Here is a 14733-nt window from a genome sequence, read left to right on the forward strand (position 1 = left end):
TTTCACGCATCCTGGTTTTCAACGCGTTGACGATTTCAGCACCCGATCCACCATGGCCGGCGCGAGGCCAAGGTAATTTTTCGGTGAGGTGAGCGCCTCGATGGCGGCGCGGTCGATCCTGCTCGAAATGCGCGGATCGGCCGAGAGCGCATCCGCAAGGCCCAAGCACTTCTCATTGGCGAGCCGGCAGGCGTCATAGACGACGTCATGTGCCTCCTGCCGGCCGATCTGCGGGGCCAGTCCCATCATCACCGCCTCCGCCACGATCAGGCCGCGGCTGATGGCCAGATTGTCATCCATCTTCTTTTCATCCACGATGAGACCCGCAAGCGCAAACTTCGCCTGATGCAACGCGCCCGCGGTCAGCACGAAGCTTTCCGGGATTGCCATCCACTCGGCGTGCCAGGGACCGGTGGCGCGCTCGAAATCCTGCACCATTGCATCTAACATCAGGCCGGCATGCTGGCGCACCGCCTTGGAGGCGGCGAGCATCAGTTCGGAGGAGATCGGGTTGCGTTTCTGCGGCATGGTCGAGGACGCGCCGCGCCCCTTGACGAAGGGCTCGTAGACTTCGGCGAACTCGGTCGAGGCCATGATCATGATGTCGAGCGCGATCTTGCCGAGCGAGCCGGTGACGAGCGCCAGGAAATTCACGGCCTCCGCAAAACCGTCGCGGGCGACGTGCCAGGTCGAGGCGGGAACGCCGAGCTTCAGCTCGGCGCAGAGCGCCTCCTGCACCTCGAAACCCTTGTCTCCGAGCGAGGCCAGCGTACCGGCGGCGCCGGCGAACTGGCCGACCAGGACGCGCGGCTTGAGCTGCGCCAGCCGTTCGGCGTGGCGATCGAACATGGCGAGCCAGATCGCAGCCTTGTAGCCGAACGTCACCGGCAGCGCCTGCTGCAGATGGGTGCGGCCCGCCATCGGCGTATCGCGGTAACGTTTTGACAGATTCGCGAGGATGCCGCGCAATTCGGCGATGTCCTGACCGATGATCTCGAACGCGGCACGTAGTTGCAGGACCACAGCGGTGTCCATGATGTCCTGGGTGGTCGCGCCCCAATGCACGTAGCGGCCGGCATCGCCGCACTGCTCCACCATCTGATGCACCAGCGGCAGGATCGGATAGCCGACGATGTCGGTCTCTTGCCGCAACAGATCGAAATCGAGTGCGGCAACGTTGGTCCGCGCCGCGATCGCCTCGGCCGCATCTTGCGGAATCACGCCGCATTTGGCTTCTGCCTTCGCCAGCGCCACCTCGACCTCGACATAGCGTGAGACCAGCGCGAGATCCGAAAACACCTCCCGCATCCCCGGCGTGCCGAAGGCATCGCGGAACAGGATGGAATCGAGCACGGTCGTGGAGGTCGGAAAGGCGGGCATCGGCGCTTCTTCGTGGTTGGTGTGTTGTGTACGGCCTCAGCTTACGCAGGCCGCGCCGTTCGGCAATCGACATTCGCCGTTCGCCGCATACTCTCGTCGTTCGGTACTCCTACCGTCCGGCTTTCGCCAGGACGACATTGGGGAGGTGTCTCGCGCTGCCTCAACGCCGTCATTGCGAGGATCTCGCGACAAAATTGCGCAGCAATTTTGCGCTGAAGCGACGAAGCAATCCAGAGTCTCTCCGCGTAGTGCGTAGCGGTTCGCGCCGGGCCAGCGGCACTCCCAGCGTGCGGCGGGCTGCCGCGGCATCGTAGGCTTGCTCCAGCAGCGCAGCATTGTCTGCGATGATTTACATAGCCTGACGCTCGCGCGATTGATCGAATCGCTCCAAACAATTCGAACCGAACCGCCACATTCCCTTCGAGGTTGTATCCCTATCCGCAAATGGCATGGCAGGCATCCCGCAATTGGATGAACCGACCATGCCGTTCAATGGACTTACAGACTTCAAGCCGGAATCCATTTTGACATTTCATTTTCTTGATTTTGTCGTGAGGCCAGAGATTTCGACGTGCAGTTTGTGTTCAGGGACCACCTTCTCGACACCGATCGGCGTGAGCTGAGCCGCGAGCAGGTTCCCGTTTCCGTGGAGCCGCAGGTTTTCGACCTCGTCGTCCACCTCATGGAAAATCGTGACCGGGTCGTCAGCAAGGACGAGCTGATCGACAAGATTTGGCACGGACGCCTCGTCTCCGAGTCCACCCTGACCAGCCGGATCAACGCGGCCCGCAAGGCGATCGGCGATGACGGCGCGAGCCAGGCGCTGATCCGCACCGTGGCCCGCAAGGGCTTTCGCTTCGTCGGCGACGTCGCGACGAAGACCGCGGCTGCTGCGTTGGAACCCGGCCGGGAACCTGGACAGACGCAGGCTGCGCCGGCTCTGCCCGACCGGCCCGCGATCGCCGTGCTGCCTTTCACCAACATGAGCGGCGACCGCGAGCAAGACTATTTTTCCGACGGGATCAGCGAGGACATCATCACCGCGCTGTCGAAGCTGCGCTGGTTCTTCGTCGTCGCGCGCAACTCGTCCTTCGTCTACAAGGGCCGCGCCGTGCACATCCACGAGATCGCGCGCGAGCTCGGCGTGCGCTACGTGGTCGAAGGCAGCGTACGGCGTAGCGGCGAGCGCTTACGCATCTCGGCGCAGCTCAACGACGTCTCGACCGGCAGCCATCTCTGGGCCGAGCGTTACGACCGGGGCCTTGCCGACGTCTTCGCCGTGCAGGACGAGATTACCGAGGCGATCGTCGCCGCGATCGAGCCGCAGCTCTATGCCGCCGAAAGCTTTCGCGCGCAGCAGAAGCCGCCGGGCAGCCTGGACGCCTGGGACCTCCTGATGCGCGCGCTGTCGCACTACTGGCGCATCACGCGCGAGGACAATGAGGCCGCGCAGACGTTGCTCGCCAAGGCGAGCGCGATCGATCCGGCCTATGGCAAGGCACTCGGTCTGCTCGCGACCAGCCACATTTTCGGCGCGCACATGGGCTGGGCCGACATGGAGGCAACCATCCCGGTCGCCGAGCACGCCGCGCTGGCGGCCGTTGCGGCAGATCGCGACGATCCCTGGGCCCATCACGGCCTTGCCTACACCTACCTGTTCCGCCGCCGCTTCGACGACGCGCTGGCGGAGTTCGAGCTGGCGCTGCAGCTCAACCCGAATTTCGCGATGTCGTATGCGTTTTACGGCGTCACGCTGTGTTATGCCGGCCGCTGGCAGGAGGGCGATGCCGCCGCCCGACGCGCGCTGCGGCTGAGCCCGCGCGACCCGTTCGCAGCGATCTATTGCGGCGTTGCCGCCTACGCCCAGTTCATCGGACGCAACTATGACGAGGCCGTGCAAATGGCGCGCGAGTCGCTCAGGCAGCGCGGCGATTTCGTCGGCGCGCACCGTGTGCTCACCGCCTCAGCCGGCATGCTTGGCAATCGCGAGCTCGCCGCCTCCGCACTGCAGGGACTGCGCCGCGCCCAGCCGAATATCTCGCTCGGCTGGATCATGAACGAACTCCCGATGCAGAAAGACGAGGACCGCAAGCACTATCTCGAAGGATTCCGGCGCGCGGGGATGAAGTGAAAGCGATCCCGCCGCCGCTGACGGTGCACCCTCTCCCCTTGTGGGAGAGGGTGGATTCGATGCGAAGCATCGAAGCCGGGTGAGGGGTCTCTCTCCGGGCGTCACCCTTTCAAGTGCGCGGAGAGAGACCCCTCATCCGGCGCTTCGCGCCACCTTCTCCCACAAGGGGAGAAGGGATCGCAGCGTGCGCTTGGCTACTCCTGCGCGGTCTCGCCTACTCCTGCATCATCTCGCCGCTGCCGCCGAACTCGGCGGGAAAGTCCTTCAGCTTGGGCAGGCCGTCGCGCATCGGCAGCACCGTCTCGGCATAGTTGACGTGGACGGCGGGCGCGAAGGTGAGCGTGGGGATGGTGGCGGCGAACACGTCGATCATGTCGAGCGGCGGGTGATTGGTCATGAGATGACCGCCGCACTTCTTGCAATATTTGCGCTGGCTGAGCGGCGTCTTGGCGTAGGTCTCGACATGCTCGGCGCCAGCCGTGATGCGCACGGCTTCCGGCTTCCACAGGCTGAAGGCGTTCACGGGTCCGCCCGACCACGAGCGGCAGGAGCGGCAGTGGCAATAGCCCATCGCCTCCGGCGCGCCCGTGACCTCGACCGTGACGGCGCCACAGAAGCAATTTCCGACATGTTTCATTGGGGTTCTCTCCTTGTGAAAATGAAATTTGGCGAGGCGGGCTGCCTCTTCTCCCTCTCCCCGTTCTTACGGGGCCGCGACGAGCTTCGCTCGCGCTGAGAGGGTCGGGGTGAGAGGCTGCTTCACCATTGCGGTGAGAGTTCGACTCGCGGAGGCTCCCCCTCACCCGCCGCGCTCCGGACGATGCTTTGCATCGCTCGGCGCGCGTCGGCCTCTCCCCGCAAGCAAGGAGAGGCGTGGTCCGCACCGCAGGCTTACGCCGATCTGCGCCAGGGAATAAGCATCGATACGCGTTGTTTGTACTCCCGGTACTCGTCGCCGAAGAGGTCGACGAGATCGCGCTCCTCCAGCGCGATGCCGACGAAGATGTAGAGCGTGGTCACGGCCGCGAACAGCAGATGGCCCACTGTCATGGTCGGCGCTGCCCAGAACGCAATGATGAAGCCGAGATAGAGCGGATGACGCACGATTTTGTAGAACAGCGGCGTCTTGAAGCGCGGTGGCGGCGCTTCCTTGTCGAGGAGATGATTGGTCACCTGGTGCAGCCCGAACAGCTCGAAATGATTGATCACGAAGGTCGAGGTGAAGACCAGCACCCAGCCTGCCAGCGCCAGCGTGACCAGTGTGACGGCGAGATCCGGATTTTCGACATCCCAAACGATCGCGGGTAGCGGGCGCCATTGCCAGAACAGGAGGAGCAGCGACAGGCTCGCCGCTAGCACGTAGGTGCTGCGCTCGACGGGCTTGGGGATCACTTGCGTCCACCACGCCTTGAACCGCTGGCGCGCCATCACGCTGTGTTGAATGGCGAACAGCGCCATCAGCAGAAGATTGATGATGACGGCTTCGACCGCGGGCGTATCGGTGTCGATGCTCTTGGGTACCACCAGCCCCATGACGAAGCCGATGGCGTAGAGAACGGTCACGAAAAACACGAGATACGCCGCAATTCCGTACAGAAAGGCGATGAATTTAAATATGCGAGAGCCCGCAAAATCCGGGCTGATAGAATGCACGTGGTTATCAAATTGGGTCATAGACAGCTCCGTTGTGCCGAGGCGTCGGCACTGCTTGGTCGCTGCAACATGCCGTATTGGACCGGTCTAAGCTTTTGCGGACGATTGATTTTAGCCTGAGACCACTTTGATTTTTGCTTGAGATGACAGAATCGTGCGATTTCGCCTTGAAAATTATGTGCTCGACGACGGCCTGCGCGAGCTGACCTGCGACGGCGCCACGGTTCCGCTGCAACCGCAGGTGTTCGATCTGCTGCTCTATCTCGTCACCGAACGCGCCCGCGTGGTCAGCAAGGATGACCTGATCCGCCATGTCTGGAGCGACCGGATCGTCTCGGACTCCGCCCTGAACAGCCGCATCAACGCCGCACGCAAGGCCCTCGGCGACGACGGCGCGGCACAGCGGCTGATCAAGACCGTTCCGCGTAAGGGCTTTCGCTTCGTCGGCGACGTCGCGGCGGAAGCCGCTGTCCCGCCCGCACCAGCCGAAGGCGGATCGTCGCCGGCGCGGCCGACGCCCGCACGACCGGCAATCGCGGTGCTCGCCTTCGAGAACATGAGCGAAGATCCCGAGCAGGAATATTTCGGCGACGGCATCAGCGAAGACATTCTCACCGCGCTGTCGAAGCAGCGCTGGTTCCTGGTGATCGCCCGCAATTCGTCCTTCACCTACAAGGGCCGCGCGGTCCATATCCGGCAGATCGCCGAGGAACTCGGCGTCCGCTACATCGTCGAAGGCAGCGTGCGAAAGGCGGAGAACCGCGTGCGGATCACCGCGCAGCTCAACGACGCGACCACCGGCAGCCATCTCTGGGCCGAGCGCTACGACCGCGAGCTCGTCGACGTCTTCACCGTGCAGGACGAGATCACCAACGCGATCGTCGCGGCGATCGAGCCGCAGATCCATGCGGCGGAGAATTTTCGCGCGCACCGCAAGCCGCCAGCGAGCCTGGATGCCTGGGACCTCGTGATGCGGGCGCTGTCGCATTACTGGCGCGTGACGCCGCAGGACCATATCGCGGCGCAGGCGCTGCTGGAACGTGCGGTCGCGATCGACCCGACCTACGGCCAGGCGCTGTCGGTGCTGGCGGCGAGCCACATGTTCGGCGTCCATCTCGGCTGGGCCGAGCTTGCCAAGGCGGCTCCGATCGCGGAAGCCGCAGCGCTCGCCGCGGTGCGCTGCGACCACGAGGATGCCTGGGCGCATACCGCGCTCGGCAGCGTCTTCTTCTCGACGCGCGGGCTCGCCGACGCGCTGTCCGAGTTCGAGCAGGCGCTCGCGCTCAACCCGAACTTCTCGCTGGCGCAGGGCTATTACGCGCTGGCGCTGTCTTATGCCGGCCGTTCCAAGGATTCGTTCGAAGCGGCGCAGAAGGCGATCAGGCTCAGTCCGCGCGATCCGTCGCTGGCGATCTATCACGGCATCGCCGGCTATGCGCGCTTCACCGAGCGGCGTTATGACGAAGCCATTGCGCTCGCGCGCGAGGCAATCCGCCACCGCGGCGACCTCACCGGCGCCTATCGCGTGCTGGCGGTCTCCGCCGGCATGACCGGCGATGTGGGGCTTGCAGAGATGGCGCTCCGCGAACTCCGGCGCACCCAGCCCAACATCTCGCTGCATTGGATCGCGACGCAACTGCCGTGGACCAACGCGGCCGACCGCGAGCACTATCTGGAGGGCTTCCGGCGGGCTGGCCTGAAGTGAGGCCCTCTCCCGAGCTGTACATTTTTTGAGCGGTCACTGTCGAGACTTTCATCTTGCGGCGCGGAACGGGACCGTGTGAGCCTCGATAACGGATGGGGACTGGGATGGGCTGGCCGCGCCTTTGCACGCGATGACGTTGCGGAGCGCGTGCGGCTGGCCGCGCTTGAGAAAGATACGTCATGCTGAAACGAGTGTTGCTTGGTCTCCTCCTCGCGTCAGGCCTCACGGCCACGGCGTCGGCGCAAGAGCCGAAGACGGGAGGCGTGATCAATGCGGTGATCCAGCCCGAGCCGCCCGGCCTGATGCTTGCGATGATCCAGAATGGTCCGACCCAGATGGTGTCGGGTAACATCTTCGAGGGGCTCTTGCGCTACAGCCCCAAGCTCGAGCCGCAGCCGGAGCTCGCCGAGAGTTGGAGCGTCAGCGAGGACGCCAAGACCTACACCTTCAAGCTTCGGAAGGGCGTGACCTGGCATGACGGAAAGCCCTTCACCTCCGCCGACGTGCTGTTCTCGGTCGAGATGCTGAAGCAGACGCACGCCCGCGCCCGCAATAATCTCGTGCAGGTCGACAAGGTCGAGGCGCCCGACGACTACACCGTGGTGTTCACGCTGAAGCAGCCGTTCGGCCCCTTCCTTGGCATCTTCGAGGTCGGCTCGATGCCGATGGTGCCGAAGCATCTCTATGAAGGCACCGACTGGAAGACCAATCCCTACAACAACGCGCCGGTCGGCACCGGCCCCTTCATGTTCAAGGAGTGGCAGAAGGGCTCGTTCATCCGCCTGGTCAGAAACCCGAACTACCACGAGAAGGGCAAACCCTATCTAGACGAGATCTACTGGCAGATCATCCCGGACGCCGCCGCCCGCTCGGTGGCGTTCGAGACCGGCAAGGTCGACGTGCTGCCCGGCGGCTCGGTTGAGAATTTCGACGTGCCGCGGCTGTCCAAGCTGAAGGACACCTGCGTCACCGGCGCCGGCTGGGAGTTCTTCTCGCCGCTGGCCTGGCTCTGGCTCAACAATCGTCAGGGACCGCTCGCCGACAAACGGGTGCGGCAGGCGATCCTGTATGCAATCGACCGCGATTTCGCCAAGGACGTGATCTGGAATGGGCTCGGCAAGGTCGCCACCGGTCCGTCGGCCTCGACGATCAAGTACTACACCGACGACGTGCCGAAATATCCGTACGACCCGGCCAAGGCCAAGGCGCTGCTCAAGGAGGCCGGCTACAAGGGCGAGAAGATCCGCCTGCTCCCCCTCGCCTATGGCGAGACCTGGCAGCGCTGGGGCGAGGCCGTGAAGCAGAACCTCCAGGACGTCGGCATGAACATCGAGACGATCGCAACCGATGTTGCCGGCGGCAACCAGAAGATCGGCGACTGGGACTACGACATCGCCTTCACCTATCTCTACCAATACGGCGATCCCGCGCTCGGGGTGGGACGCAACTACGTCTCCAGCGCGATTGCCAAAGGCCAGGTGTTCAACAACGTCGAGGGCTACTCCAATCCCGAGATCGACAAGCTCTTTGCCGATGGTGCGGTCGCAACGCCCGATGCCAGGCGCAAGGAGATCTACGAGAAGGCGCAGAAGATCCTGGTCGAGGACGTGCCGGTGGCCTGGATGCTCGAGCTGCAATTCCCGACCATCACGCGCTGCAAGGTCAAGAACCTGATCACCACCGCGATCGGCGTCAATGACGGCTTCAAGGACGCATGGCTCGACAAGTGATGTCCTGCCACTTCACCTCTCCCCTCAAGCGGGGCGAGGGAGCCCACGGCCCGCCCGTGTGGCCATAGTTACGACCACCAACATGGCTCCCTAAAATGCTCTCCTTCGTCGCTCAACGTGTCCTGAAGGGCGCGATCGTCCTGCTCGCGATCGTCGTCCTCAATTTCCTTCTGATCCGGCTTGCGCCCGGTGATCCCGCGGTCGTGATGGCAGGCGAGGCCGGCGCCAGCGATCAGGTCTTCGTCAAGCAATTGCGGGAAAAGTTCGGTCTCGACAAGCCACTGCCCGAGCAGCTCTTCATCTACGTCAAGGGTGTCGTCACCTTCGATCTCGGCTTCTCCTTCCGCCAGCAGGCGCCGGTGTCGAAGCTGATCCTCGAACGGCTGCCGGCGACGCTGCTGCTCACGCTGACGGCATTCGCGATCTCGCTGGCGCTCGGCATCCTGTTCGGCACCTTAGCTGCGCGCTTCGCCGGGACATGGCTCGATACCGCCGTCACCGTGTTCGCGCTGATCTTCTACGCCATGCCGATCTTCTGGGTGGCGCTGATGGGGATCCTCCTGTTCTCCGTCGCGGTCGATTGGCTGCCGAGCTTCGGCTACGACACGGTCGGCGGCAACTTCACGGGCTTCGCCCATGTGATCGACGTCGCAAAGCACCTGATCATGCCGGCGATGACGCTCGGCCTGTTCTTCATGGCGACCTATACCCGCATGACGCGGGCCTCGATGCTGGAGGTGAAGCGGCTCGACTTCATCAAGACCGCGCGCGCCAAGGGCCTGTCCGATGCCGTGATCCAGCGTCGCCACGTGCTGCGCAACGCGCTGCTGCCGGTCGTGACGCTGGCCGGCGTGCATTCCGGCACGCTGATCGGCGGCGCGGTCATCACCGAGACCGTGTTCGCCTGGCCCGGCATCGGGCGGCTGATGTACGACGCGCTCTTGCAGCGCGACTATAACCTCTTGCTCGGCGTCTTCGTGATCTGCTCCGCCATGGTGCTGATCTTCAACCTCATCACCGACCTCGTCTACCGCCTGGTCGACCCGCGCATCGAATTCGCCGCATGAAACAGTTCTGGACATCGATGATGCGCAGCCCGAGCGGCGTCATCGGCCTCATCATCCTTCTCTTCGCGATCTCGGTCGCGGTGTTCGGGCCGATGCTGTTCCCGAACTCGCCCTGGCGCATGGTGCAGCGGCCGTTCCTGCCACCCTTCACGCTCTCGACCGTGCCGCTCGGCACCGACGCGCTCGGCCGCGACGTCTTCGCCGGCATGATCTTTGGCGCACGCGTGTCGCTTCTGGTCGGACTCGTTTCCACGCTGGCCGCACTGATCGTCGGCGTTCCGATCGGCGCCACGGCCGGCTATTTCGGCGGCAAGGTCGATGATGCCCTGATGCGGTTCACCGAATTCTTCCAAACCATCCCGAGCTTCGCGCTCGCGATCGTGCTGGTCGCGATCCTGCAGCCCTCGATCCATTCGATCGTGGCCTCGATCGCGGTGGTGAGCTGGCCGCCGGTCGCCCGCCTCGTCCGCGGCGAGGTGCTGTCGCTGCGCACGCGGGAATATGTCCAGGCTGCCGTGGTCACAGGCCAGAGCAGCACCTGGATCATCCTGCGCGAGATTTTGCCAAACGCGCTGTCGCCGGTGATCGTGCTGGCTTCGCTGATGGTGGCGACCGCGATCCTGCTGGAATCCTCGCTGTCGTTCCTCGGCCTCGGCGATCCCAATCTGATCTCCTGGGGCTACATGGTCGGCGCCGGCCGCACCGTGATCCGGCAGGCCTGGTGGATTACCGTGTTCCCTGGTGTCGCCATCCTGTTCTCGGTGCTCGGCCTGAACCTGATCGGCGAGGGCCTCAACGACGCGCTCAATCCGCGCCTGTCGCGCGAAGGACGCTGATGATGACCACCCCGCCCGTCGTCTCCATCAAGAACCTCAAGATCGCGCTGCCGAAGGGCGCCGAGCGGCCGTTCGCGGTCGATGGCGTCTCGCTGGACCTGAAGCCCGGCAAGATCGTCTGCGTGGTCGGCGAATCCGGCTCCGGCAAATCGATGTGCGCGCATGCGCTGATGGGCCTCTTGCCGGACACGGTTGCCGTCACCTCCGGCGAGATCCAGTTCGAAGGCCGCGACCTGCTGGGACTCGACGACGACGCCTGGCGCGACCTGCGCGGCCGCAGGCTCGCGATGATCTTTCAGGAGCCGATGACCGCGCTCAATCCGTTGATGCGGATCGGCGACCAGATGGCGGAGATGTTCGAGGCGCACGGCCTGCTCTCGCCCAAGGAGCGGCGCGCGAAGGCGCTGGCGCTGGCTCGCGAGGTCGGCCTGCCCGACCCCGAGCGGATCGTGCGCGCCTATCCGCACCAGCTCTCCGGCGGCCAGCGCCAGCGCGCCATGATCGCGATGGCGCTCGCGCTCGAGCCTGTGGTGCTTGTCGCGGACGAACCGACCACCGCACTCGACGTCACCACACAGGCCCAGATCCTGAAGCTGATCCGCAATCTCCAGCAGAGCCGCAACATGGCGGTGATGTTCATCACCCATGATTTTGGCGTGGTCGCAGACATCGCCGACCAGGTCGTGGTCCTGCGCCATGGCAAGGTCGTCGAGGAGGGTCCCGCCTCGGCCGTCTTCGATCAGCCGCAGCACGACTACACAAAGGCGCTGCTCGCCGCCGTGCCGTCGATGGACCCGCCGGCGCGCACCCCGCTCGACGATCGGGCCAAGGCCGTCGAGGTAATCGGGCTGGACAAGACTTACGTCACCTCGGGCGGCTGGTTCCGCGAGGACCGCCGCGTCGATGCGGCGTGCGAGGTCAATTTCACCATCCTGAAAGGCGAGACGCTCGGCCTCGTCGGCGAATCCGGCTCCGGCAAGTCGTCGGTAGCGCGCCTCGTGATGCGGCTGATCGAGCCTGACCGCGGCACGGTGCGGATCGGCGAGACAGATCTCACCTCGCTCCAAGGCAAGGCGCTGCGCGCCGAGCGCCATCGCATCCAGATGATCTTCCAGGATCCGTTCGCTTCGCTCAATCCGCGCCGCAAGATCGGACACATCATCGCCGACGGCCCGATCGCGGCGGGCACCGAGTCGAAGGCGGCGTTCGCACGCGCCCGCGATCTCCTGAAGATGGTCGGCTTGGATGCCGGCGCGCTCGACCGCTACCCGCATCAATTTTCCGGCGGCCAGCGCCAGCGCATCGGAATTGCGCGCGCGCTCGCGCTCGATCCTGAGATCATCGTCGCCGACGAGGCGGTCTCCGCGCTCGACGTCTCGGTGCAGGCGCAGGTCTTGAAGCTGCTCGAAGACCTCAAGGCCCGCCTCGACCTGTCGATGCTGTTCATCACCCACGACTTACGCGTCGCCGCGCAAATCTGCGACCGCATCGCGGTGATGCAGCGCGGCGCCATCGTCGAGCTGAAGCCGACGGCGCAGCTCTTCGCCGCGCCCGAGCACGTCTATACGCGCGAGCTGCTGGCGGCGGTGCCGGGACGGAAGCAGCGCGCGCCCGCGGCGTGAGCGATCGGTCGCGCGCCGGTGCCGCCACGGGTTCGTCGAACTTTGAGATGGTTCCAAAGATTTGCGCACTGGCCGAGACGAAACATATTCGATCCAGCAGCATTTGCTCCGGGCGACTGCGCTTGCTGATGACAGCAGGGGGTAAGGTGGCACCAGCATTCGCTCGCCCGGCTGCTGAAGCCTCGCACGAGGTGGTGAGTAGCTTCACAATCCGGCGCGAGAGAGCCGGTAACGCTAGAGTGTCCGGAGCAGTCACGCGCTTTTTATCCCATCGTGATTGCCTAGCCAGCTTCAAAGCTGCAAGTGGCACCCTACTTCAGGATCAAATGATATCCATCATCTCATGATGGATTTGCTTGCGAATGTTTGGAGCGAACGGAGCGAATATGGGCGAAGTTATACAGTTTGTCTCGAGATCCGAGCGCGAGCGAGCGCGCCTCATCAAGGAAGCACGCGCGATATATGACAGCATCTTCCCGGCAGCCGAGCCGGTCGCGCAGCAGGACAACGCAACGATCACTCGCGGCAACGACGGGGGCAATCTCTCGTGATCAAGATCATCGCCGTGCTCTGCAGCCTCTCCTCTCCGGCAAATTGCCACGAGCAGATCGTCACCACCTCGGACTTCGCTAACGTCTCTGTGCAGTCCTGTCTGATGGGCGCACCGCAGCTCGCCGAATGGATGAACCAGCATCCCGCGGAGCGCCTCGCGGCGTGGCGCTGCGTGATCGGCCAACAGAACGGCAGGGGAGCTTAGGCCGCTCTGCCGTGCCCCGAGCACGCCTATACGCGCAAGCCTCATCGCAAACCAGCCATCTTGTACAGCGGCGAAGCGCCCGTCGAGGACCCAGCGGTGACGACACGACATCCCCGGAGTAACATGCCGTGTGCGCCGTCTGAGCGTCGCCGATAAGCAGGCATGAAGGGGGAAGCCGGATGGAAGTCGCTGGCCTGGTCCTTCCCGTGTTCGCGATCATCGTCACCGGCTGGCTGGCCGGGGAGCTCGGCTATCTCTCCCGCTCGCTTGCCGACGCCCTGGTGCATTTTGCCTACAACGTGGCGATGCCGGCGCTGCTGATCGTCACGATCGCCCAGGAGCCCGCACGCAATCTGCTGGAGTGGCGCTTTCTGCTCGCATTCGGCGGTGGCTCCCTCCTTTGCTTCGCGCTCGTCTTCCTGGCGGTTCGCGCTGGCGGAAAGCATGATCTCGCCAGCAGCACGATCTATGGAATGGCGGCAGCGATGACCAATACCGGCTTCGTGGCGCTGCCGATCCTACACGCCATCTACGGCCAGCCTGCCGTTCTGCCGGCCGCGGTGGCAACGGTGTTCGTGGCAGCCGTGATGTTCCCAATCACGGTCATCCTGCTGGAACGGCGGGACGCTCGCAGATCGTCGCACGCCGCCGGATTGGTGAGACAGATCGTGCTCAATCCGATGGTGCTGTCGACGCTCATCGGTCTCGGATGGGCGGTCTCGGGCTTGCCGATTCCAAAACCGGTCGCGGCCTATCTGAACATGATCGCGGCCGCACTCACGCCTTGCGCGCTGTTTGCCATCGGACTCGGCCTGTCCGTCGAAGGCCTGCGCTCCAACCTCACGGCATCATTCGCGCTCGCGGCCGTGAAGCTCGTGATCATGCCGCTGATCGTCTACGGACTTTGTTTGGTTTGTGGCTTCAATCCACTCTACACGGTCGCCGCCGTCGTCTGCGCGGCGGTGCCGACCGCAAAAACCGTGTACGTCCTGGCCCACGAGCACAAGGTCGAGGAGGCGCTGGTCGCGGCCACGGTGTCGATCACGACGGTTCTGTCAGTCGGGACGCTGCTCGTCGCGCTCTACCTTCTGTCCGGACTGGCGACGGTCACACACTAGGGCCGTCGGGTCGCGCTGGACCGGCTCGCCCTCTATCGCATTGGCGGATTGGTGTTGCGCCAGGTAGGGACCGCGTTGGTCACCCCGACCGAGGGCCAGTTATACGTTCCGACCGATGGAGCGGTGACTGTCCCGACCGACTGGCCGGAGCTGCCGTAAGTCCTGGGTTGCGTTGCTACCGGCGCTGCGGCGCCGCTGCCATAAGTCGGAGCCACCACGCGCGTGCCATGATGTCTGGCGGCACTGTGCTTCTTCGCCTCGGCAGCGAAGGGCGCGGCGAGCAACCCGACAGCGACGAGTGCGGCAGTGGCGAGTCTGATGCGTGTCATGGCGGATCCTTTCGTCGACGCTGCCCCGTCGCAGCGACCGTTGATTGATCGGACGGCCGTTGTACGTGCCAAGCTGACAACGCCGGGCCGGCGGAAATGTGCCGGATTGCGCAGGAACTGTCCGATCGGCGCCGCATCGGGCGGCACGCGTTGCAGTTATGCCGCTCCTTCAGGACGCGACCGCGGGCATCATAGCCTTGAAGGCCGCTATCGCCTTGTCGTCGCCGATCACGTCATCGCGATGCGCTCCGGGATGCTCGATCACGGCGAGCAGCGCGTCGGCGATCCGGCCGATCTGCTTGCCGAGCCTGCGACATCGGAGAGCACGTCCTTCTCGACCTCGGGCGCGCTGCGACATTCTGTCGCGCGAACCGGAACCATATAACAATTTTAGATGGTTTTGAC

At 64.3% G+C, this 14733-nt stretch carries 14 protein-coding genes; 9 read left to right on the top strand and 5 right to left on the bottom strand.

All coding sequences use genetic code 11. The features are described 5' to 3' along the window. Positions 1-18 precede the first annotated feature (18 nt). The gene (gene pcaB / locus MTR72_RS29635; RefSeq protein ID WP_280966971.1) at positions 19-1380 is read right to left on the bottom strand and encodes a 3-carboxy-cis,cis-muconate cycloisomerase; all 1362 of its coding nucleotides are present in this window, start codon (positions 1378-1380) and stop codon (positions 19-21) included. Between the two features lie 571 nt (positions 1381-1951). On the opposite strand from pcaB, the gene MTR72_RS29640 reads away from it, so the two are divergent. Further along, positions 1952-3511: a winged helix-turn-helix domain-containing protein gene (locus tag MTR72_RS29640; RefSeq protein WP_280966972.1), complete on the top strand. Its 1560-nt coding sequence runs from the start codon at positions 1952-1954 to the stop codon at positions 3509-3511. Between the two features lie 214 nt (positions 3512-3725). On the opposite strand, the gene MTR72_RS29645 is transcribed toward MTR72_RS29640, so the two are convergent. After that, positions 3726-4148, bottom strand: a complete 423-nt coding sequence (locus tag MTR72_RS29645; protein ID WP_280966973.1) for a GFA family protein — start codon at positions 4146-4148, stop codon at positions 3726-3728. A 254-nt stretch (positions 4149-4402) separates the two neighbouring features. After that, on the bottom strand, positions 4403-5185 hold the full coding sequence (mddA, locus tag MTR72_RS29650) for a methanethiol S-methyltransferase (RefSeq protein ID WP_341511639.1): 783 nt from the start codon (positions 5183-5185) through the stop codon (positions 4403-4405). A 133-nt stretch (positions 5186-5318) separates the two neighbouring features. Between mddA and MTR72_RS29655 the strand changes: the two genes are divergently transcribed. From MTR72_RS29655 to MTR72_RS29690, 8 genes are all read left to right on the top strand, one after another. Next, complete coding sequence (locus tag MTR72_RS29655) at positions 5319-6869, top strand: winged helix-turn-helix domain-containing tetratricopeptide repeat protein (RefSeq protein ID WP_341511640.1); 1551 nt, start codon at positions 5319-5321, stop codon at positions 6867-6869. A 179-nt stretch (positions 6870-7048) separates the two neighbouring features. Continuing rightward, entirely contained in the window at positions 7049-8599 is a 1551-nt protein-coding gene (locus MTR72_RS29660) for an ABC transporter substrate-binding protein (protein ID WP_280966976.1), read from the top strand. A gap of 95 nt (positions 8600-8694) precedes the next feature. Beyond that, complete coding sequence (locus MTR72_RS29665; RefSeq protein ID WP_280966977.1) at positions 8695-9666, top strand: ABC transporter permease; 972 nt, start codon at positions 8695-8697, stop codon at positions 9664-9666. Then, positions 9663-10502 carry an ABC transporter permease gene (locus MTR72_RS29670; protein WP_280966978.1) on the top strand — a complete coding sequence of 280 codons (840 nt, stop codon included), beginning with the start codon at positions 9663-9665 and terminating at the stop codon, positions 10500-10502. The genes MTR72_RS29665 and MTR72_RS29670 overlap by 4 nt, the downstream gene beginning before the upstream one ends. Before the next feature lie 2 nt (positions 10503-10504). Beyond that, positions 10505-12124 (top strand): ABC transporter ATP-binding protein, encoded by a 1620-nt coding sequence (locus MTR72_RS29675; protein ID WP_341511641.1) that lies wholly within the window; start codon positions 10505-10507, stop codon positions 12122-12124. 386 nt (positions 12125-12510) lie between these two features. After that, a complete protein-coding gene (locus MTR72_RS29680) occupies positions 12511-12675 on the top strand; it encodes a hypothetical protein (protein ID WP_341511642.1) in 165 nt (54 codons plus the stop codon). Then, positions 12672-12881 (top strand): hypothetical protein, encoded by a 210-nt coding sequence (locus MTR72_RS29685; RefSeq protein ID WP_280966980.1) that lies wholly within the window; start codon positions 12672-12674, stop codon positions 12879-12881. Before MTR72_RS29680 ends, MTR72_RS29685 begins: the two co-directional genes overlap by 4 nt. A gap of 179 nt (positions 12882-13060) precedes the next feature. Continuing rightward, positions 13061-13999 (top strand): AEC family transporter, encoded by a 939-nt coding sequence (locus MTR72_RS29690; RefSeq protein ID WP_280966981.1) that lies wholly within the window; start codon positions 13061-13063, stop codon positions 13997-13999. A gap of 32 nt (positions 14000-14031) precedes the next feature. Here the strand turns inward: MTR72_RS29690 and MTR72_RS29695 are convergent, their stop codons facing one another. Continuing rightward, positions 14032-14328, bottom strand: a complete 297-nt coding sequence (locus MTR72_RS29695; RefSeq protein WP_280966982.1) for a hypothetical protein — start codon at positions 14326-14328, stop codon at positions 14032-14034. 169 nt (positions 14329-14497) lie between these two features. Next, positions 14498-14686, bottom strand: a complete 189-nt coding sequence (locus MTR72_RS29700) for a hypothetical protein (protein WP_280966983.1) — start codon at positions 14684-14686, stop codon at positions 14498-14500. Positions 14687-14733: the final 47 nt, after the last annotated feature.

This window comes from Bradyrhizobium sp. ISRA442, assembly GCF_038085055.1.
Lineage (GTDB): Bacteria > Pseudomonadota > Alphaproteobacteria > Rhizobiales > Xanthobacteraceae > Bradyrhizobium.